The organism is Streptomyces sp. NPDC093591 (assembly GCF_044764885.1).
GTDB lineage: Bacteria > Actinomycetota > Actinomycetes > Streptomycetales > Streptomycetaceae > Streptomyces.
Window position 1 is genome coordinate 1 of record NZ_JBIWIY010000025.1, and the last position, 19711, is coordinate 19711.

Annotated in this window: 15 protein-coding genes and 5 pseudogenes; 12 read left to right on the forward strand and 8 right to left on the reverse strand. The window is 68.5% G+C overall.

All coding sequences use genetic code 11. The annotated features are described in order from the left end of the window. Positions 1 to 180: 180 nt before the first annotated feature. Together ACIREI_RS40435 and ACIREI_RS40440 are read right to left on the reverse strand one after the other, a co-directional pair. Positions 181 to 855 (reverse strand): SDR family NAD(P)-dependent oxidoreductase, encoded by a 675-nt coding sequence (locus tag ACIREI_RS40435; RefSeq protein WP_403344386.1) that lies wholly within the window; start codon positions 853 to 855, stop codon positions 181 to 183. 54 nt (positions 856 to 909) lie between these two features. Beyond that, entirely contained in the window at positions 910 to 1845 is a 936-nt protein-coding gene (locus tag ACIREI_RS40440; protein ID WP_403344389.1) for an NADP-dependent oxidoreductase, read from the reverse strand. A 142-nt stretch (positions 1846 to 1987) separates the two neighbouring features. On the opposite strand from ACIREI_RS40440, the gene ACIREI_RS40445 reads away from it, so the two are divergent. The 6 genes and pseudogenes from ACIREI_RS40445 to ACIREI_RS40470 all read left to right on the forward strand — a co-directional run. Further along, positions 1988 to 2686: a TetR/AcrR family transcriptional regulator gene (locus ACIREI_RS40445; RefSeq protein WP_403344392.1), complete on the forward strand. Its 699-nt coding sequence runs from the start codon at positions 1988 to 1990 to the stop codon at positions 2684 to 2686. A gap of 286 nt (positions 2687 to 2972) precedes the next feature. After that, positions 2973 to 3158 (forward strand): annotated as a pseudogene (locus ACIREI_RS40450) (redoxin domain-containing protein); the annotation flags it as partial. Positions 3159 to 3187: 29 nt separating this feature from the next. Beyond that, the gene (locus tag ACIREI_RS40455; protein WP_403344395.1) at positions 3188 to 3337 is read left to right on the forward strand and encodes a hypothetical protein; all 150 of its coding nucleotides are present in this window, start codon (positions 3188 to 3190) and stop codon (positions 3335 to 3337) included. Positions 3338 to 3609: 272 nt separating this feature from the next. Beyond that, positions 3610 to 6810: a glycosyl hydrolase family 95 catalytic domain-containing protein gene (locus tag ACIREI_RS40460; protein ID WP_403344398.1), complete on the forward strand. Its 3201-nt coding sequence runs from the start codon at positions 3610 to 3612 to the stop codon at positions 6808 to 6810. Between the two features lie 606 nt (positions 6811 to 7416). After that, positions 7417 to 9471 carry an alpha-L-fucosidase gene (locus tag ACIREI_RS40465; protein ID WP_403344401.1) on the forward strand — a complete coding sequence of 685 codons (2055 nt, stop codon included), beginning with the start codon at positions 7417 to 7419 and terminating at the stop codon, positions 9469 to 9471. A 65-nt stretch (positions 9472 to 9536) separates the two neighbouring features. Next, positions 9537 to 9764, forward strand: a pseudogene (locus tag ACIREI_RS40470) (IS3 family transposase); the annotation flags it as partial. A gap of 52 nt (positions 9765 to 9816) precedes the next feature. On the opposite strand, the pseudogene ACIREI_RS40475 reads toward ACIREI_RS40470, so the two are convergent. From ACIREI_RS40475 to lgt, 4 genes and pseudogenes are all read right to left on the reverse strand, one after another. After that, positions 9817 to 10056, reverse strand: a pseudogene (locus ACIREI_RS40475) (ATP-binding cassette domain-containing protein); the annotation flags it as partial. Positions 10057 to 10523: 467 nt separating this feature from the next. Beyond that, positions 10524 to 10895, reverse strand: a pseudogene (locus tag ACIREI_RS40480) (SIP domain-containing protein); the annotation flags it as partial. Between the two features lie 186 nt (positions 10896 to 11081). Continuing rightward, entirely contained in the window at positions 11082 to 11504 is a 423-nt protein-coding gene (locus tag ACIREI_RS40485) for a DUF6069 family protein (RefSeq protein WP_403344402.1), read from the reverse strand. A 57-nt stretch (positions 11505 to 11561) separates the two neighbouring features. Beyond that, positions 11562 to 12401, reverse strand: a complete 840-nt coding sequence (gene lgt, locus ACIREI_RS40490) for a prolipoprotein diacylglyceryl transferase (protein WP_403344405.1) — start codon at positions 12399 to 12401, stop codon at positions 11562 to 11564. 179 nt (positions 12402 to 12580) lie between these two features. Here lgt and ACIREI_RS40495 point away from each other — a divergent pair, with 179 nt between their 5' ends. Together ACIREI_RS40495 and ACIREI_RS40500 are read left to right on the forward strand one after the other, a co-directional pair. Then, complete coding sequence (locus ACIREI_RS40495) at positions 12581 to 13804, forward strand: sensor histidine kinase (RefSeq protein WP_403344408.1); 1224 nt, start codon at positions 12581 to 12583, stop codon at positions 13802 to 13804. After that, positions 13801 to 14448 carry a response regulator gene (locus ACIREI_RS40500; protein WP_403344411.1) on the forward strand — a complete coding sequence of 216 codons (648 nt, stop codon included), beginning with the start codon at positions 13801 to 13803 and terminating at the stop codon, positions 14446 to 14448. Before ACIREI_RS40495 ends, ACIREI_RS40500 begins: the two co-directional genes overlap by 4 nt. Before the next feature lie 176 nt (positions 14449 to 14624). Here the strand turns inward: ACIREI_RS40500 and ACIREI_RS40505 are convergent, their stop codons facing one another. Continuing rightward, positions 14625 to 15086, reverse strand: coding sequence for a thioredoxin family protein (locus tag ACIREI_RS40505; protein WP_403344413.1), 462 nt, complete (start codon positions 15084 to 15086; stop codon positions 14625 to 14627). Positions 15087 to 15461: 375 nt separating this feature from the next. Beyond that, positions 15462 to 15917, reverse strand: a complete 456-nt coding sequence (locus ACIREI_RS40510; RefSeq protein ID WP_403344415.1) for a VOC family protein — start codon at positions 15915 to 15917, stop codon at positions 15462 to 15464. A 288-nt stretch (positions 15918 to 16205) separates the two neighbouring features. On the opposite strand from ACIREI_RS40510, the gene ACIREI_RS40515 reads away from it, so the two are divergent. The 4 genes and pseudogenes from ACIREI_RS40515 (at position 16206) to ACIREI_RS40530 (ending at position 19678) form a co-directional block, all read left to right on the forward strand. After that, on the forward strand, positions 16206 to 17477 hold the full coding sequence (locus tag ACIREI_RS40515; RefSeq protein ID WP_403344417.1) for an MFS transporter: 1272 nt from the start codon (positions 16206 to 16208) through the stop codon (positions 17475 to 17477). Between the two features lie 691 nt (positions 17478 to 18168). Next, positions 18169 to 18447 (forward strand): annotated as a pseudogene (locus ACIREI_RS40520) (alpha/beta hydrolase fold domain-containing protein); the annotation flags it as partial. Between the two features lie 70 nt (positions 18448 to 18517). Next, positions 18518 to 18754, forward strand: coding sequence for a hypothetical protein (locus ACIREI_RS40525; protein ID WP_403344750.1), 237 nt, complete (start codon positions 18518 to 18520; stop codon positions 18752 to 18754). Positions 18755 to 18880: 126 nt separating this feature from the next. After that, positions 18881 to 19678 carry an oxygenase MpaB family protein gene (locus ACIREI_RS40530; RefSeq protein WP_403344733.1) on the forward strand — a complete coding sequence of 266 codons (798 nt, stop codon included), beginning with the start codon at positions 18881 to 18883 and terminating at the stop codon, positions 19676 to 19678. Positions 19679 to 19711: the final 33 nt, after the last annotated feature.

A 19711-nucleotide genomic window follows, 5' to 3' on the forward strand; every position in this document is an offset into this window, starting at 1 on the left:
GGGGGGTGGGTGGGGGCCCGCGGCCGCCCCCAACCCGCGGGCCGCCCCCCCCCAAAAAAACCAAACCCACCCCTGGGCCGGGGGGGGGTGTTTTTGGGGGGGGGGGGGGGGGGGGGGGCCCCCCCCCCCCGCGACCGAGATTGAGCGGATCAGGATTCAACGGGGGAGAGCTGGGAGGCGTCAGCCGGTGAAGACGCGCTCGGCTTCGTCGCGCTGGGTGTGCAGGTCCCAGTAGAGAGGGGCGATGTCCTCGGCCTCGGCGGTCGGGATTTCGGGAGGGCCGCCCGCGCCGATCCACACGCCGATGGCGACGTGCGCGGCCTGGATACCGGTGCCGGCCAGCTCCTTGTGCAGGTTGAGAGCCCAGTTGCGCAGCGCCGCCTGGGCGGGGTTGACGTTGCCGAGCATCGGGATGGGGTCGACCGAGCCGGCGCCGTTGGTGAAGAGCAGGGTGCCCGCGCCGGCCTCACGCATCGCGGGCAGGACGGCCTGGGTGGCGGTGATGGCGCTGTAGAGCAGGAAGTCGATCCATCCCTGTACATCGGACGGGCTGGTCTGGGACGGGGAGGTGAGGTTCGCGGAGGCGATGCTCGGAGCGGGGGAGTGCTCCAGGACGTCGATGCCGCCGAAGCGGGTGGCGGCGTCCTTGAGGGCCTGGGTCAGCGCGTCGTGGTCGCGCACGTCCGCCGGGAAGGCGGCGGCGGTGATGTCCTCGGCGGCGAGCCGGCCGACGAGGTCGTCGAGCTTGGCGCGGTTGCGGGCTATGAGAGCGACGTCGTAGCCGCGCGAGCCGAAGGTGCGGGCGATGGCGAGGCCCATTCCGGGGCCGGCTCCGACGATGGCGATGCTGGGCACGGTGAAGTCCTTTCGGGGGGGGGGGGGGGGGGAAGCGTCTGGGATACGGACTGGTCAGGCGACGGTGATGGCGATCTTGCCGACGGTGCCGGCGCCGAACGCGGCGAATGCCTCGGGGGCGCGCTCCAGGTCGAACTCGGAGTTCACCGGCACCTTGAGGGCGCCGGAGGCGACGTGCCCGGCGAGGGTGGACAGGGTGTCGGCGGTCGGGTTGGACCGGATCATGGCGGTCTGCAGCTTGCGGTCCTCCGAGGCCTCGGGGACGGTGAGGGCGGAGGCGACGGCGCCGCCGTCGCGGGTCAGCGCGGTGAGCTCGGCCAGGTCGCCGGCGAGGTGCAGCACCGCGTCCACGCCGTCGGGGGCGATCGCCCGGACCTGCGCGGTCACGTCCTGGATGTAGTCGATGACGGTCACCTCGGCGTCGGTCAGCGCCGAGACGAAGCCGCTCTCGGAACCCGACTTGGCCGTGGCGATCACTCTCGCGCCCCGGGCCGCGGCCAGCTGTACGGCGATGGCCCCCACGCCGCCGGTGGCACCGGAGATCAGCACCGTCCTGCCCTCCAGCGGGCCGAGCAGGGCGAGACCGTCGAAGGCGGCGGTGCCCGCCAGCCCGAGCGCGCCGGCGTCACGCATTAAGACCCCGTCGGGCCGGTGGGCGATGCCGATGGCAGTGGAAACGGCGACGTACTGCGCCATCGAACCGGTGCCGAGGTGCGCCTTGGTGACCACGCCGAACACGGCGTCGCCGACCGCGAAACCCTCGACACCCTCGCCGACCGCCTCGACGGTGCCGGCGAAGTCCTTGCCGGGGATCAGCGGGAAGCGGTGCTCCATCATGCCCTGCAGGTATCCGGCCACCGTGCCGAGGTCGAAGCCGTTCACCGAGGACCCGGCCACCTTCACCAGCACCTCACCGGCCTCCGGGCGGGGCACCTCCACCTCGGTCACCTCCGGGCTGCCGGGTACCTGCGCCAATGTCACGGCGCGCATGATCATCAACTCCTTGACATGGGTATCGCTCTACTTGGAAAGGGCTATCCGATTCGTTGATCCGGAAAGGCCTGTCCGGTTCCGCGGTGCCACGATAACACTGAAACTGGATAGGGTCTTCCGATTCGGTAGACTGAGTGCCATGAACCTTGGCGCCCAATCCAGCGATGACCCTGCCGCACAGCCTCTGCGCAGCGATGCCGAGCGCAACCGCGCGCGGATCGTCGCCGCTGCGCGCACGGTGTTCAGGCGTGACGGCCTGCATGCCTCCATGGCTTCCGTGGCCCGCGAGGCGGGGGTGGGCATCGCCACTCTGTTCCGCCGGTTCCCGACCAAGGAGGAACTGGTCGCCGCGGTTTTCGCCGACCGTATGGACGCCTACGTCGACGCGGTCGGCGTCGCTCTCGACGACCCCGATCCCTGGCGCGGTCTCGCGGGGTTCATCGAAACCGTCTGCGCGATGCAGGCCGCCGATTACGGCTTCGCCGACGTGCTGACCATGACCTTCCCCACGGCCAAGGCTCTGGAGGAGCGCCGCAACCAGGCGTACGAGGGCGTTGTCCAGCTCATCGGCCGCGCCAAGGCCGCAGGACGTCTGCGTGAGGACTTCACCCCCGAGGACCTGGTGCTGGTGCACATGGCCAATGCCGGCGTCGTCAACGCCACCGGCGACGCCGCTCCCGACGCCTGGAAACGCGTCGTCGCCCTGATGCTCCAGTCCTTCGAGGCCCCCGCCCGCGGCCCCCTGCCCGACTCGCCCGAGCCCCGCGCCCTCTATAAGGCCATGCTCCGTGCCAGTCAGGCGTGCTCCGCCTCGCCGGAACCAGGGAGGAAGGACTGAAGGGCCACATCCGCCCGACTGCGCATCGTGAGCAGCCTCCCCCACCGGGGGGTACGCCCCGCCCCGCGTTGGGAAACCGTCCGCAGGCCGGGCTTTTGGACTACTCGTTGGCTTCGGTGAGTTCGATGTCGGGGCCGTTGACGACCCGGGACGGGTAACCGGTGGCGATGACGATGTACGCGCCGCTGTCCAGCCGCTCACGCCCATACGCAAGGGCGCACGGCGGCGATCAGCTACGACGCCGGCACACCCGGTCTCTCATCCCGCCCACAGCCGCAGCACTCTCCTGCCTGGGGCGGAAGAGGCAGACGCACATGGCAAGAGGCATACAAGTGGGCGACAAAGCGCCCGGGGTGGTCGTCCTGTACTTCTGTCCCAAGGACGAAACCGCGGCTGTACGGCAGAGGCGTGTGCTTTCCGGGACAGCCACGAGGTCTTCACCGACGCCGGAGCCGAGGTCATCGGCGTGAGTTCCGACTCGGTGCCTATGGGGTGCCCAGCGTGTTGGGCATCATCCCGGGCCGGGTCACGTACGTCATCGACCGTCAGGGGACGGTCCGGCATGTCTTCAACTCGCTGACCAAGACGGACCAGCACATCAACGATGCGCTCGACGTGGTCCGCAACATCCAGACCGAGGACCCGGTTTGACGCCGCCGCGATCAGTCGAGGTAGCTCGACCTCCGATGTATTAGAGAGCTCCTCGCTATCCCCTGCTGCTTTCGGGTGTAGTCGAGCCGCGGGCAATTCGTTTCTCATCACGCCAGATTGACCTGTCGTACTGCCGGTGGAGTCACATGAGTTGGTGCTGCAGCCCTCTAGACATCCGATCTATGTCGCGGCAAAGATGACGTGCCTCTCGGAGGACTCGAAGAGGTTGCACTTCCCCTCGTGCCGAACACTCATGGCTGGGAGATCTTGCCGTGACCCATGCATCCCACCCGCAGCGAAGAAGCGTCCTGAAGCTCGGCGGCGCCCTCGCCCTCGCACCCCTGATCACTCAGCTGGTCGGCGGCACTTCTGCGGGGCCGGCCTTCGCCGCCACTTCCGCCGCGTCGGCGGCCGTCCGGTGGCCGACGCTGTCGCGCAAGGCGCTGAAGTACTCGGTCCCCGCCATGGACTGGCAGTCGCAGGCCCTGCCGATCGGCAACGGCCGTCTCGGCGCCATGCTGTTCGCCGACCCCGACCAGGAGCGCATCCAGTTCAACGAGCAGAGTCTGTGGGGCGGGGTCAACAACTACGACAACGCGCTCGCGGGCAAGCCCGACAGCGCGTTCGACACCAGCATGACCGGCTTCGGCTCGTACCGGAACTTCGGCGACGTCGTCGTCACCTTCGCCGACCGTGCGAAGGTCACGGCCCCCGGGGGGCCGTACCGAACCTCCTCGTCGGAGGGCGTGGAGAAGTCGTACGACGGGAACGCGAGCACCAAGTGGTGCATCGACGGGCCCGGGTCGAGGGTGCAGTGGCAGGTCGAGCTGCCCGAGCCTGTCGCGGTCGCCTCCTACCATCTGACGAGTGCCAACGACGTGCCGCAGCGCGACCCGCAGGAGTGGACGCTGTCCGGTTCCGCCGACGGCGCCGACTGGACCACGCTGGACAGCCGTACTTTGGCGGCGCCCTTCGAGAGCCGTTTCCAGACGAAGGAGTTCACCTGCGCCACCAGCGGGTCGTACCGCTTCTACCGGTTCGACTTCATCCCCAAGGCAGGGGTCAGCCACTTCCAGGTGAGCGAGATCGGCCTGTCCGGCGTCGACCTCGGCGGCGCCGCGCTGTACCTGTCCTCGCCGAGCGGGCACTCCGAGGGATCGGGGGCCGGGGCCGGGGCCCAGGTCATGGACATCTCGTGTTCGGTGGACCGCGATCCCGCCACGGTCTGGCGGGTCGACGACGCCGCACCCGCGGTCGTCTGGCAGGCCGACCTGCCCCGCGCGGTCGCCGTCACCTCGTACACGCTGACGGCGGCCCCGGACCGTCCGCAGGACGATCCCCGGCGATGGACGCTGGAGGCGTCGCAGGACGGGCGAGCGTGGGTGACCCTCGACACGCAGAACCCCGGCGCGCCCTTCGCCGACCGCGGTGAGAGCCGGGCGTTCCGGATCACCAACAGCACCGCCTACCACACCTACCGGCTCACGTTCACCCCCGGCGAGTCGTCCACCGGCTTCCAGATCGCCGAAGTCGCCCTGGAAGGCAGGGGGTTCGACACGCGCACGCTGCGCACGTTCGTCGACTACCAGCGCGCCCTGGACTTCTTCGACGGTATCCATGTCACCCGGTTCGGCGCGCCGGGGCGGCGCGTCCTCAGGGAGGCGTTCGCCGGCCGGTCCGCGGACGTCATGGTCTTCCGGTACACCTCGGACAACGACCGGGGATTGTCCGGAGCGATCTCCTTGTCGTCCGGACAGCAGGGGGCTCCGACGACCGTCGACGCCGACGCCCGGCGGATCGCCTTCCGCGGTGTCATGGGCAACGGCCTCAAGCACGCGTGCACCGTCCAGGTCGTGCACGCCGACGGCGACTTCCGCGCCGACGGGTCGGCCCTCCGGTTCAGCGGCTGCACAAGCCTGACCCTGTTGCTCGACGCCCGCACCGACTACAAGCTCGACGCCGCCGCCGGATGGCGCGGAACCGATCCCGAACCGGTCATCGCCAGGACACTCGACGAGGCGGCCGCCCGCTCCTACGGGGAACTGCGCGAGGGGCACACCGCCGAGACGCGCGCCCTCATGAACCGCGTCTCCGTCGACTGGGGCACCTCCGACGACGCCGTCGTCGCCCTGCCCGCCAACGCCCGGCTGGCGCGTTATGCGTCGGGCGGAGAGGACCCGACCCTCGAACAGGCGATGTTCGACTACGGCCGATACCTGTTGATCAGTTCCTCGCGTCCGAACGGCCTGCCCGCCAACCTCCAGGGCCTGTGGAACGACAGCAACTCACCGGCCTGGGCCTCCGACTACCACACCAACATCAACATCCAGATGAACTACTGGGGAGCCGAGACAACGAACCTGCCGGAGTGCCACGAAGCACTCATCGAGTTCATCAGGCAGGTGGCGGTGCCCAGCCGCGTGGCGACCCGCAACGCCTTCGGACAGGACACACGCGGCTGGACCGCCCGCACCAGCCAGAGCATCTTCGGCGGCAACGCGTGGGAGTGGAACACCGTCGCGAGCGCCTGGTACGCACAACACCTCTACGAGCACTGGGCGTTCACTCAGGACATGAGGTACCTCCGTGCCGTCGCGTACCCGATGATCAAGGAGATCTGCGAGTTCTGGGAGGACCACCTCAAGGAGCGCGAGGACGGACTCCTCGTCGCGCCGAACGGCTGGTCCCCCGAGCACGGGCTGCGTGAGGACGGCGTCATGTACGACCAGCAGATCATCTGGGACCTGTTCCAGAACTACATCGACTGCGAGGCGGCGATCGAGGCGGACCCCGCCTACCGGGCCAAGGTCGCGGACATGCAGGCGCGCCTCGCGCCGAACAAGATCGGCAGGTGGGGGCAGCTGCAGGAGTGGCAGGAGGACATCGACAGCCCCACCGACATCCACCGCCACACCTCACATCTCTTCGCCGTCTACCCGGGTCGCCAGATCACACCGAGCACACCCGACTTCGCGGCCGCCGCCCTCGTCTCGCTCAAGGCCCGGTGCGGCGAGAAGGACGGCGTCCCGTTCACGGCCGCGACGGTGTCGGGCGACAGCCGCCGCTCATGGACATGGCCCTGGCGGGCGGCCCTCTTCGCCCGCCTCGGTGACGGGCAACGCGCCCAGATCATGCTGCGCGGGCTGCTGACCTACAACACGCTGCCCAACCTGTTCTGCAACCACCCGCCCTTCCAGATGGACGGCAACTTCGGCATCACGGGCGCCGTCGCGGAGATGCTCCTGCAGAGCCACGACGACGTCATCCACCTGCTGCCCGCCCTGCCCGACGCCTGGAAAGCCAGGGGTTCCTTCACCGGACTGCGCGCCCGCGGCGGCTACGAGGTCAGCTGCGAATGGCGGGACGGGAAGGTCACGTCCTACAAGATCGTGGCCGACCGGGCACGGAACCAGGGGAACATCACCGTGCGGGTGAACGGCGCCGACAGGAAGGTGAAGCCGACCAAGTCATGAAGGCGGCAAAGCGGAGACGGCGGCAAAGCGGAGACGGCGGCCGCGGGGCCCTGGCATCAGCGCGCGGCCCTTGTGAGGTCCGAGGGAACCGGCCCCGTGCCGACGCCGAGCCGGTGGGTACGCGGCGTGCTGCGACGCCCTGGCCATGTTCGACATGCGCGGGGACCTGAGGCGTATCTCCGCCCCACGCTTGTCGTCGGGGGTGTCCACGGCGTGGCCACCCCCGACACGCACGCCCAGGAGCGCGGTGCTCCGGGCCCATATGGCCGGCGTCCACACCGAGGGCGCTTCAGGGGTTCCACTGCTCGACTGAGCCGTTCCCCCCGGGCGTTGGGCTCGGATCGGTCAGAGCGGATCTCAAGAGATCCGATGTCTAGCGGTTTCTGAGCCTGGAGGGTGACCTCTCAGAGTTGGCATGCCTCTCGGAATCGTCTATCTGCTGTGCTGTTTCGGTTGAATCTCGTCTCAGCTATAGACGCGGCTACCTTCGTGCTCCTATAAATCCATCCGATGTCTTCTTTTGGGGCGACGCGAAGCACGGCCGTCATGTCGGTGTTCCGCTCCTGACGCCCTGTCATCCCTCCCCTTGACACATGGAGCCGCACCATGTCCTCTGCCTCCCTCAGCAGACGCTCTCTGATGAAGGCCGCCGCCCTTGCCGGAGGAGTGGCCGCCTTCGGGCTGCCCCAGGGCCTGTGGCCCTCCACCGCCGAGGCGTACACCGTCCCCTCGAAGATGGACTGGTGGTACCAGGCCAGGTTCGGGATGTTCATCCACTTCGGGTCGTACTCGTACCTCGGCCAGGGCGAGTGGGCGTTCGACAGCCAGCGGTGGAGCAAGGCGGACTACCAGACCCAGGTCACCGAGAACTTCAACCCGAACCAGTTCAACGCCGTCACCATCGCCGAACTGGCCAAGAACGCCGGCATGAAGTACATCGTGATCACCGCCAAGCACCACGAGGGCTACGCGATGTGGAACTCCGACGTGGCGGGCTTCACCGACACCACCGGCACCAAGCAGTACAACCTGCGCGACTACAACGGCATCCAGACCGACCTGCTCATGGACCTCAAGACGGAGTGTGAGAGCCGGGGCGTCAAGTTCTGCCTCTACTACTCGATCCTCGACTGGAACCACCCGTCCCAGACCGACCGTCACGAGGGAGGTCTCACCACGATGTCTTCGCAGGCCGCCCGCACCGCCTACATCGCCGACATGAAGGCACAGCTGCAGGAGCTGCTGGACCGCTACGACCCGGCACTGCTGTGGTTCGACGGCGACTGGTTCGGCGAGCCCTCCAGCCCCACCCTGGAAGACTGGTGGCTGGCGTCGGACGGCGAAGACCTCTACGACTGGCTGATCGCCCGTAAGCCCGACCTCATCGTCAACGAACGGGTCAAGCGGGACCACGGCCTCGGCGACTACGCGGTCGCTGAGTTCGGGATACCCAGCGCACCCATGAGCCGGCCGTGGGAGCGGTGCGCAACCATGAACGGCTCCTGGGGCTACGACGCGTCGAAGGAGAACTCCTACAGATCAGTCACGGATATCGTTCGAGAGCTCGTGACGGTCGTCTCCCGGGACGGCAACCACCTGCTGAACATCGGCCCCAAGGGTGACGGCTCGGTCACCGCGGGAACCCGGACCGTCCTGAACGGCCTGGCCTCATGGATGTCGACGTACAGCGACAGCATTCACGGCACCAGCGGCAGCCCGTTCGCCACCGAACCCGCCTGGGGGAAGGTCACCAGGAAGAACGGCAAGCTCTTCGCGCACGTCTTCACCTGGCCCACGAACGGGCAGCTGCGGATCCCGGCGATCGACAACACGATCAACCGCGTCTATCTGCTGAACAACCCCTCGGTCTCGCTCCCGTACGCGGTCACCGACCAGATCAACGTCACCGTCCCCGCCACCGCGCCGAACGCCATCGACTCCGTGGTGTGCGTCGAGGTGCAGGGCATGCCCGTGAGGGTCTCGGCGACGGTATTCCAGAACGTCAACTACGCAGGTGCCCGGGCCGTCCTGCCGCTGGGCGATTACACCTCCGCCCAGCTGTCCGCCGCAGGCCTGGGACCTGCCATGACCTCCTCCCTCCTGGTGCCCGACGGCTACCAGGTGACGGGCTACTCCGGCGACAACTTCACCGGCACCGCCTGGACGTTCACCTCGAACACCCCCGACCTCCGGGTGACCGGCAACAACGACGTCATCGCCTCGCTGAAGGTGACGTTCAGGCCCGACAAATACTTCAGCCTGACCAATGTCACGAACCACCTGGTGCTGGACAGTGGCGGCAATGTCGCGAGCGGCTCGCCCCTGAAGCAGTGGGAGTCAATAGACAACGCCAATCTCCAGTGGCAGGCGATCGAACTCGGGAACGGCTACTACAGGCTCGTCAACCGCACGAACGGCATGGTCGCCGACGGCTGGGGCGCCACCCGCAACGGTGACCCGGCCCGGCAGAAGGCCTGGGACGGCAGCAACACCCAGCAATGGCAGATCGTCCACCGAGGCCAAGGCCAGTACTCCATCGCCAACCGCAGCACGGGACTGGTCCTCGACGGCGGCGGAATGGTCGCCTCAGGGTCCGTGACCAAGCAGTGGACGTGGCAGCAGAGCACCAACCTGCTGTGGACGATCATGCCAGTCGGCTGACCGGGTCGGTGGCTGCACAAGCGACCCAAGAACGCGGCTGAGCGGTCACATCAGATGCGGCGGCGCTGATCCACTCCGATCACGGAGTGCAGTTCGGGTCCTGGGCATTCACCCAGCGCGCGAGGGCCTCTGGCCTGCTGCCCTCGATGGGCTCCATCAGGGACTGCGTGGACAACGCGATGATGGAATCCTTCTGGGCCCGGGGCCAGGTCGAACTGCTCAACCGCAGACGGTGGCGGACGCGTCCGGAGCTGTCCACCGCCCTGTTCGAGTACCTGGAGATCTTCCACTCGACTCCACCCAACTCGGGACAGTCCGGAGTCTCTATTCGAACCGGGGCGGTTCATCCAACGGCGCGCCGATCTCCTGCAACGGCGCGGAGTGGCGGCTGTAACGCTTGCCATTGACCGTGACGCTGCCGCCGGAGGGCGCGTCCAGTCCGACGATCATGCGCATGGTGGTGGACTTGCCGGCCCCGTTCGGGCCGAGGAACCCGGTGACGGTGCCGGGCTTGACGACGAAGTCCAGGCGGTCGACCGCCGTCTTCTCGCCGTAACGCTTCGTCAGTTGCTGTGCCTCGATCATGGTCAGTGCCTCGCATCCGGCTTCTCGTCCTTTGCCGGGATTCATCACCAGAAACGCTGGGAGTACGAGGACCGCGAATCCTCGTACCCAGGACAGCAATGACGCGGACGCTGTGGTACCGCAGTACCACCTGGAGCGGAACGTCGGTACGGGGCCCCGTCGAGTAGTGCAGCGCGAGCGGTGACCTCGCAGACGGTTGTGTCCGGCCTCGTGACCGCTTCGTGATGGAGGCGATCTTGCCCAGTTGATCGCCTACACCACCTGGCGGCAAACACCGTTGTTCTTGGCGGAACGCCATCTCGCGGGCTGCGGGCCGGATTCGGCGGCCGCCGATCACGCATGACTGATGGAGTGTCAGTGCCCACGGTCCGTCGATGCCTCGCAGCCGATGGCCGCGCTCTGCGCCAGCCGGACGGTGCGGTGCCGCCGCTGGTCGACACCGGCCTCCGCGTATGGTCCTGTCGCCACTCCAGCCCGCGCTTGCCCGGCGCCCAGAACGGCTTGGTGAGGACCGATCGCCGGTCCCACCCTGCCTCCCGCACGAGCACCTGTTTCACCGCTTGCACCGTCCGTGCTTCCCCTGCGACATAGGCGATGCCGCCAGGCGGGGGAGCGAGCCGTAGTACGGCAGCAGGCAGCGGTCTCGTCCCCGGCGAAGAAATGGTTGGTGGCGTCGGGGCGCAGCACGAAGGATCCCTCCGGCCTGCTCAGCCGCACCTTGTCTCCCACCTCGGCGGTCCGTCCCCATCGGGTCCCGCGCCCGGATGATCCAGCACGCACGGCTCGACAAGGCCCGCGGGTGCGTAGCGCTACACCGAGTACGTACGCCGGGTCAGCCCGCAGGTCGAGGACGGGGTCCAGCAGGGCGGGCATGGTGGGCTCCAGGGGGATAGTGGCAACAAGGCTATGAGGGAACTGAGTTGGCGTCAGGTGGACGCCGGGACAAGCGAGGGACGTACAGGTTCCCGAGTTCACGGAGCGCGTGAGCCCGACCAGCGGGGCCCAGGTGTCGGACTGGCGCCTGGTCACCGAACCGAGCTCAGTGGCATGACCCTGTAGTACGTCGGCACTGCGATCACCGCGACCGCGACGTGCATCAGGAGCAGCGCCACCACACCGGTCACCTCGCCCTCGCCGAACAGGAACAAGTCCGGCACGAAGGACAACACGACGACCGACGGGACGAGTCGACGGAGCAGCCGTTCGGGATCGGGGGAGAACCTGCGGACGAGGGTCCACCCGACGGAGCCTCCCAGCACTCCCAGCGCGGTCAGAAAGACGTACGACGAGGGCTCCAACGGGCCGAAGTCGTCCGGTGCACCGAGCGCGCGCGCCAGTACGGCGATCAACGCGTTCACCAGAGAGGACAGCAGGAAGGCGGCGAACACACCTCCCGCCACCATGATCGGAGCCCGACGGGAGGGGAGCTTCTCGGAGACACGGGACATGGCAACTCCAAACGAATACGAGGGACATTGGTCAGTTCTCGGGGCTACTGGTGGCATTCACTTGTTGAAAGAGACGGCGACGTCGACACCGTCACGCCTGCCGGCTGCGCGCCGTGTCGTAGCCACGAGGTAGTGGACGGCAACGGCGAAAACCAGCAGCGCGGTCCAGTCGTTCAGGCGCAGGCCGAGGATGTGGTGGGCCTCGTCCACCCGCAGGTACTCGATCCAGAAGCGACCTGCGCTGTACGCGGCGGCGTACAGCGCGAACGCCCGCCCCCGGTCGAGACGGAAACGGCGATCCGCCCACAGGACCAGGGCGACCACGCCGAGACACCACAACGACTCGTACAGGAACGCCGGGTGATAAGTGGCCAGGTTCGGGGTGTCCTCGGGCCGGTTCGCGGGGTCGATCTCCAGGGCCCAGGGGAGGGTGGTGGCCCGCCCGTAGAGCTCCTGGTTGAACCAGTTGCCCCAGCGGCCGATGGCCTGCCCCAGTGCGATGCCGGGAGCGACGGCGTCGGCGAACGCGGACAGCGGAACGCCGCTACGGCGGCAGCCGATCCAGGCGCCGACGGCACCACCGGCGATGGCGCCCCAGATGCCGATACCGCCGTCCCAGATGAACAGGGCCTTGGCCGGATCACCACCCTTGCCGAAGTACGGCTCGCTGGAGGTGATCACGTGGTAGAGGCGGGCGCCGACCACGCCGAAGGGGACCGCCCACAGAGCGACGTCCGTCACGACGGTCCTCTCTCCGCCGCGTGCGGCCCATCGACGGCCACCCAGCCACACGGCGGCTGCGATGCCGAGGATCAGCATGAGTGAGTAACCGCGCAGCGGCAGCGGCCCCAGCTGGACCTCACCGACGGACGGGCTGGGAATGAAGGCCAAGGTCACGGGTAGTTCCTCACAAGGGGCGATGGAAGAGCAGGCCGTCGGCTGCGGGGCCGATCTTCGCCGCCCGCGCCCCTCCCGCACATCGACCGATCGACGCGCCCTTCGTCCACCGATCGGTGGACCCGACCCCGCTGGTCGGCTGATTCTGCCGCTACGCGGCTGCACCTACTCTGTAGGCCATGGCACTGCAACAGGCGTGGGACCGGCAGCGGTGGAAGACCATGGGGCAGCACGCCTTCTTCGTCACCGTGCTCGCCCTGTCCCTCCCGGGTGCGCTGGCCGGGGCGAACATGACGACCGGCGCCGCGCTGTCGCGGATCGGCGCGGCAGTGGGGCTCGCCCTTTGGTACGCGTACTGGATCGCACTGCGCGGTGGCGCCGACCGCCCGCCGCTGCCCTACCTCGTCGGGGCCTTGTCCGGGTGGGCGGTCATGGCCACGGTGGACCCCGCGTTCCTCCCGGTCGCCATGGCGGTGCTGAGCCCGTACTGGCTGCGGCGGGCCTGGTGGTCGGCCGGCGGGGTGCTGGTGCTGGGCGCCGGCTGGTCGTGGCAGAGCCTGACCACGGACGGCTCCGTCGACGTGCGGGCGCTCACGGGATGCGTCCTGGGTACCGCCGTGGCGGTCACGATCACCTGCTACGTCGCGACTCTCGATCACGAGAGTCACAAGCGGCAGCGGCTCCTCGACGAGCTCACCGCCACCCAGGCCGAACGCGCGGCAGCGGAACGCCAGGCGGGCACCCTGGCCGAACGCCAGCGCCTGGCCCGCGAGGTCCACGACACGCTCACCCAGGGGTTCGCCTCCATCGCCATGCTGCTGGACGCCGCACGCGACGACCTGCCACCCGACTCCCCTGCGGCCCGCCGCGTCGAGCAGGCCATGCGCACGGCCCGGGACAACCTCGCGGAGAGCCGTCGCCTCGTGCACGCTCTTCGCCCGGCGCCACTGGACCGCACGCACCTGGCGGAGGCGGTCCGTGAACTCACCGCCCGGCTCGCTGAGGAGACCGGCACCGAGGCCTACACGGTGGTGACCGGCCGCCCGGCCGCCCTGCCTCCCAGTACCGAGGGCGAGCTGCTGCGGGTCGTGCAGGAGGCACTGACCAACGCCCGGCGGCACGCCCGCGCGATGAGTGTCTCGGTCACGCTGTCGTACCTCGGCGACGTCCTGGCGATCGACATCCAGGACGACGGCACCGGGTTCGCACCCGTTGCCCGGCATACGGGCGTCGGCCTGATCACCATGCGGGAGCGCGTTGCCGCTCTGCACGGCACGTTCGCGGTCGAAAGCTCCCCGGGCGAGGGAACGACCGTCGCCGTCACGGTGCCCCTCCCGGTCGAGCCTTCCGCCTCCGTCCCCTCAGCCATGTCGGGCACCGAGCGGATGGCCCCGGCGTCATGAGGACGTCGGCCGGTCCCACGATCCGAGTCCTCCTCGCCGACGACCACCCCGTGGTCCGTGACGGGCTCGCCGCCATGCTCTCCACCCAGCCCGATCTCACGGTCGTCGGCGAAGCCGCCACCGGCGCCGAGGCACTGCGCCAGACCGCCTCACTCGCACCCGACGTCGTGCTGATGGACCTGCAGATGCCCGAAATGGACGGCACGACCGCGACCGCCGCCATCCGTGCCGCCCACCCCGAGGTGCGGGTACTCGTCCTGACCACCTACGACACGGACGCGGACATCACTGCCGCCGTCGACGCCGGCGCAGTCGGCTACCTGCTCAAGGACACCGGACGACACGAGCTCTGCGAGGCGGTTCGTACCGCAGCTCGGGGAGGCGCGGCACTGTCGCCCACAGTGGCCGCCAAGGTCCTCGCCCATATGCGCGGTGACCGGGGCGCCGGCTTGTCCGGCAGGGAGCTCGACGTCCTGTCCGCCGTGGCCCGGGGGCAGAGCAACAAACAGATCGCCCGCGCCCTGCGCCTGTCGGAGGCCACTGTCAAGACCCATCTGCTGCACATCTACGCCAAGCTCGGCGTCGGCGACCGGACCGCCGCCGTCACCGCCGCACTGGGCAGGGGAATCATCCGCATGGACTGAAGGCCTTGCCGAAGGCGCAGGGGCCTGGGGCAGTCCGGTGGGAGAGAGGCCGAGGAGGTCGCGGCGTCGCGCCGCCCGGGAACACGAAGCACCCCACAATCGTGGGCTCGGCAGCCGGGCTGGCGAGACCGAGCAGAACGCCGGAGGCCAGCGGCCGTATGGTGACGATACTGTCTTCACCGACTGGTCACGGAATTACCCCAGTTGACTTCCTGCGCCTCGGTATCCCACCAACACTCAGGACAAGCACGGCGACGAACCGCTCGTCGTCGCCGGTCTGTTGGACACAGGAGTTGCACCGGTCCAGGGGCGTCCCGTTGAGCCAGGATGGTGGCGTACGGCCAGGGCAGGCCCGGGTTCTTGGCGATGTTGAGCTTGACGATGTTGATCTTGTCGCCGTGCTCGGCGGCGATCGCCTCCAGCGAGGGGGCGAGCTGTCGGCAGGGGCCGCACCAGGCAGCCCAGAAGTCCACCAGCACCGGCTTTTCGACCGTCGTCCGTGACGCCCAAGGCCCCGGCGCCGCGCTGGAACGCCGGTTGCTCGACCATGTCCGACGGCTGATGTCCACGAAGCTGCGCATACTGGCGCGAGCGGTACGGCTTGCCGTCCAGTACAGCTTCTCGCCTCGCAGGAACACGCCGATGTGGCTGCCGTGTTCATATCAAGGCTGTTGCCGCCGAAGATCTCTGGCCCCGCTATGGCGACACACGCCTCATGACCTGCGCTGTACCAAAGTGCCAACTGTTTCGCTGATTCTGCGGCTCCGGCCGCTGAAGATGCTTGGCATCAGTGCAGGTCGTGAACGTGGCCTGGTGCCAACTAGCCAGCCCGGTCACATTCGGGCCCGATGCCTGCTTGCTGATCGTGTGTACGGAGCTGTTGAGGGCGACGTTCTGGTCGCAGGCAGGCCCGGGTTCGGTCGCGCAGAGCCTTGAGGTGCCGACGCTACGAGGCGACTGTGCTGGTCGCAACCGTGAACGAGTGGCTGTGACCAGCACTGCCGCAACGGCCCTCAGGCGACGTCGAATTCGTTGCCCTCGGGGTCCTGCATGGCGGCGGCGTAGAGCCCCATGTCCGGCTCATCCTTAATCCGCAGCACGGTGGCACCAGCTTTGACCAGCCGTTCCACCGTAGCCTTGACCCGCTGTATGCGGACGTCCAGTGGGACGTCACGGCCCCCGCCGACCTTCAGGTCGAAGTGCCACCGGTTCTTGGCGACCTTCGGCTCCGGAACCTGCTGGAACCACACCCTCGGTCCTCGTCCCGCAGGATCGATGATCGACTCCGGAATATCCCCGGCACCGGTCGGCAACTCTGCCTCGGGCACCCCCACCGCCGCCCAGTAAGCACGCCACGTGGCGTGCCCGCCCGGCGGAGGCTCAGGCACGTAGCCCAGGGCCTCGGCCCAGAAAGTCACCATTCTCTGCGGATCGGAGCAGTCGATCGTCAGCTGCAGCGTCATCTCCATGCTCAGAGCATCCCAGGCAGGTCTGACAGAAGATCCACTTTCGCATCAGGCCCTAGGGGCGTTGCGGGGGCTCGGGCGTGTCCGTACCGGACGGCTTTCTCTTCTGGTGACCGCAACCGTTTCCAACACCTGACACCTCCACCGAGGATGGCCGCGGCGCCGGCAACGGTGCCCGGATGGTCGGCCCAATATCCTGCATATCCTGCGCGAGGTATGGACTGGAGCTTCCGGTCGGCGGCGGAGGCCCAATACTTATGATCACCGGAGTCACCAGGGGGAGCCCGCAGCATGACCGGCACCACGGAGGCCCTTGGCGGGTCGGCTGCAGTCGACGATGCGGCGCGAAGCGTCGCGCGCCCCTTCTACGTATACGCCGTGCTCGCCAACTCGCTGTTCCAGCGTGGCGTATTCGTCCTCTTCCTGTATGAGCGAGGCTTCTCCGCCGGGCAAGTGGCCCTCCTCCAGACACTGATCTACCTGGTCAGCGGACTTGCGGAGTTGCCGACGGGAGTCATCGCCGACCGAATCGGCAGGCGTGCCAGCATCGTGACCGGCCAGGTGCTGATAGCTGGATGTCTGCTCGGTCAGGTGTCGTTCTCCAACTACTGGGTGTTCCTGACGCTGTTCATCGTGCAGGGCGTGGGCATGGCATGTGTGTCCGGTTCGGACACCGCCCTGCTGTACGACCTGCTCGTGCGTCGTGGTGCAACGGCCGGCTACGTCAAGATCAAGTCTCGGTTCACCATGCTCGGGACGGTCACCTCGGGAGCCGCCATCGTCCTCGGCGGCCAACTGCAGCGGATTTCCTGGGGAGTCGTCTACGTCGGTTCGGCGGCGTGCCTCGTCCTGGCCGTGGTGGTGCTGATGTCACGGGTGCCCGAGATCCGCGGCGCGGACGCGGTGGACGAGCAGGACGGAGCCGAGGAAAAGCGCGGCGACGCCACAGCATGGCGGGCGATGCTTCGGGTCGCCACGCCGGCGCTCGTGACGCTTGTCGTGGTGTCCGGATTGATGCATGCGACTTTGACGCCGTACATCATTTTCACGCAGAAGACCCTCTCCGATCAGGGAGCGGGCACCGCATTGGTCGGCGTGGTCATATCGGCGGGATTCTTCGCCGGCGGGCTCACTCCCTTGCTGTCGGACCGCGCGGACCGGCGCATCGGGTATCGGGCCATCGTCCCGGTGTCTCTCCTGACGCTCGCCGTGGCGCTCGGCCTCAGCGGCCTCGGCCTTCTCTGGGTCACGATCGCCGCGTTCCTGCTCCTGGTCGGAATTCCCGAAATCACAGCCGTGATCGTGGACAACGTGTTCAACGAGGCAGTGCCGTCGCGCCATCGGGCGAGCCTGCTGTCGATGATCGCATTCGTGGAGTCGGCGCTCATCGGCATCGGCTATCTCGTCCTCGGCGCGCTCATGGACGGGTTGGGCTCCAGTGTGGGCATGGCCACCTACGCCGCGGTCCCCCTGCTGGCGTGTCTCCTGTGGCTCCCGGTGCTCTTCCGAAGAGCACGAGTGACCACCGAGATCGAGAAGCCCGCCGACCAAAAGGCTTCCTGAAACACCGCGTTCACGAGCAATGAGAAGGCGCTTCACGTCACGGCCCGGCTCATCGTCCACCGCGTCAAGCGCCTGGCCCGGCCCCGCGTCCGTGCCCGGGGGCAGAGCGGGCTGTTCAGTGTCGGGCGCCACCACGTCATCTTCACCGACAGCAGCTTCGTCCTGGCCGACGCGAGCCGATACACCGTGATCACGCCTGCTTGGAGCAGGTGTTCGCCAAACTCGAGGACTCCGCCCTGGCTCACCTGCCGTCGGGGAAGTTCACCGCGAACGCGGCCTGGCTGACCCTGGCCGCCACCTCCTATAACCTCACCCGCCCAGCCGGGCATCTCGCCTCCGTCTTCCCACGCGAAAGCGCTGACCGGCACCATTCGCCGCCACCTGATCAACATCCCCGCCCGGATCGCCCCCGGCACCCGCTACCTCACTCTCCTTCTTCCCTAACACCGGCGCTCGGAGCACGACTTCGCCGACCTGTGGACGGCCACCGACTGCCTGATGAAGCTGGCCCGCTGCTCCGGATGCATCACCGTACGGATTATCAGCAGAGAAGCTGCATCGGGACCTCACCGCCGTCGGACGCGCACGGGGTCTCTCCGCCCGCAGTGGAAAGCCGCCCTCGTGCTCCTGGCGAGGAGAAACATCCCTCACGAATCCGGGAGTACGGCTCCTGCGCGCCGCGGTCTACGACATGCCCGAGGGCAGCCACCCCCTGGAGGTCGACCTCTGGCTGCCCGCGGAGGCACCGGCTCCGGTGCCGGTCGTCGTCTTCCTGCACGGGGGTGCCTGGCGCCGGGGGAGGCGGGACGACTTCGGGCCCCACTTCCACGACTGGGCGCCGGGCCCCTTCGCCCGTCTGGTGCGCGCCGGGTTCGCCGTCACCAGCCCCGACTACCGGCTGAGCGGCGAGGTCACCCACCCCGGTCAACTGCAGGACGTGCAGGCCGCCTTGACCTGGTGGCACACCCGGTCCGCCGAGCTCGGCCTGGACACGGCCCGCACCGTCCTGTGGGGCGAGTCGGCAGACGGCGCATCAGACGGTGCACGGCCTCATCGCCATGGGCCTGCTGGAACAGGTCCCCGACCCCGGCTCCGCGCGCCGGATCGTGATCCGCACCACGGCCGAGGGGCAGCGTGTGCACGAGCGGGCCCAGGCCACCATCGCGGTCATCGAGTCGGTCCTCGCCGAGCGGATCGGCCGGTCGGCCGTCGACGCACTCAAGCAGGCCCTGGCAGCCGGCTGGGGAGAGCCACCTCTCGTCGCCGCCCCCGGATGACGCTCCTCCCCGCAGGTCACCGTGGTGCTCTGGAGAGAGCCGACGGCCGCGGGCACACTTGTGCATGTGGACGCCATACGCAGCGGTGACCCCGGCCTGTTCGGTCCGAGCTCGGTGACCTGGCAGATGCACGGTGACCCCATCATGTGGGTCGCCGGAGTCCGCGCGCTCTACCTCCAGGCCCTGCACCCGCGTGCCGTGCGCGGCGTCACGCAGAACTCCGACTTCCGGCACGACGCCTGGGGCAGGCTCCTGCGCACCGCCGACTTCGTCGGGACGACGACCTACGGCACCACCGAGGCCGCCGAGAAGGCCGGGGGCCGGGTGCGGAAGATCCACAGCATGCTGGGCGCGACCGACCCCGACACGGGGGAGCGGTACGGCGTCGACGAACCCGAGCTGCTGCTGTGGGTGCACTGCGCCGAGATCGACTCGTATCTGCAGGTGGCACGCCGCTCCGGGCTTCGCCTCACGGACGCCCAGGCCGACCGCTACCTCGCCGAACACCGGGTCAGCGCCCGCCTGGTGGGCCTGGACCCCGAGGCCGTACCGGCGAACCAGCGGGAGATGGCGGCGTACTTCGAGAAGGTGCGCCCCGAGCTCGCGTGCGGACCCGAGGCACGCGCGGTGGACGACTTCCTGCTCCGCCCGCCGACGCATCCCCTTCTCGTCCCGGCGCGCGAGGTGCTGTGGCGGCGCGTGGCCCAACTGGCGTACGCCGCCCTGCCGCCGTACGCCCACGAGTTGTACGGCAGACCGGCCCCGAAACCCGCCACCGTCACCCGTCAGTTGCGTGCCACGGGCACCCTGCTGCGCTGTATTCCCGCACGTCTGCGCTGGCAACTCCCGCCGAAACACATCCTGCGCGCCATGGCCCGGCTCGGTCCCGGCTCCCGCCCGGCACCGTACAAACTCGGACGATAGCTCGCCATACTGGACGAGCCGGGGGAGGGTGGG

What these genes read in the sequence shown, in the direction of transcription:
- ACIREI_RS40440 (WP_403344389.1), bottom strand. Translation starts at nt 1,845, where the DNA reads ATGCGCGCCGTGACATTGGCGCAGGTACCCGGCAGCCCGGAGGTGACC.
- ACIREI_RS40445 (WP_403344392.1), top strand. Translation starts at nt 1,988, where the DNA reads ATGAACCTTGGCGCCCAATCCAGCGATGACCCTGCCGCACAGCCTCTG.
- ACIREI_RS40465 (WP_403344401.1), top strand. Translation starts at nt 7,417, where the DNA reads ATGTCCTCTGCCTCCCTCAGCAGACGCTCTCTGATGAAGGCCGCCGCC.
- ACIREI_RS40485 (WP_403344402.1), bottom strand. Translation starts at nt 11,504, where the DNA reads ATGTCCCGTGTCTCCGAGAAGCTCCCCTCCCGTCGGGCTCCGATCATG.
- ACIREI_RS40495 (WP_403344408.1), top strand. Translation starts at nt 12,581, where the DNA reads ATGGCACTGCAACAGGCGTGGGACCGGCAGCGGTGGAAGACCATGGGG.
- ACIREI_RS40500 (WP_403344411.1), top strand. Translation starts at nt 13,801, where the DNA reads ATGAGGACGTCGGCCGGTCCCACGATCCGAGTCCTCCTCGCCGACGAC.
- ACIREI_RS40510 (WP_403344415.1), bottom strand. Translation starts at nt 15,917, where the DNA reads ATGGAGATGACGCTGCAGCTGACGATCGACTGCTCCGATCCGCAGAGA.
- ACIREI_RS40515 (WP_403344417.1), top strand. Translation starts at nt 16,206, where the DNA reads ATGACCGGCACCACGGAGGCCCTTGGCGGGTCGGCTGCAGTCGACGAT.
- ACIREI_RS40530 (WP_403344733.1), top strand. Translation starts at nt 18,881, where the DNA reads ATGCACGGTGACCCCATCATGTGGGTCGCCGGAGTCCGCGCGCTCTAC.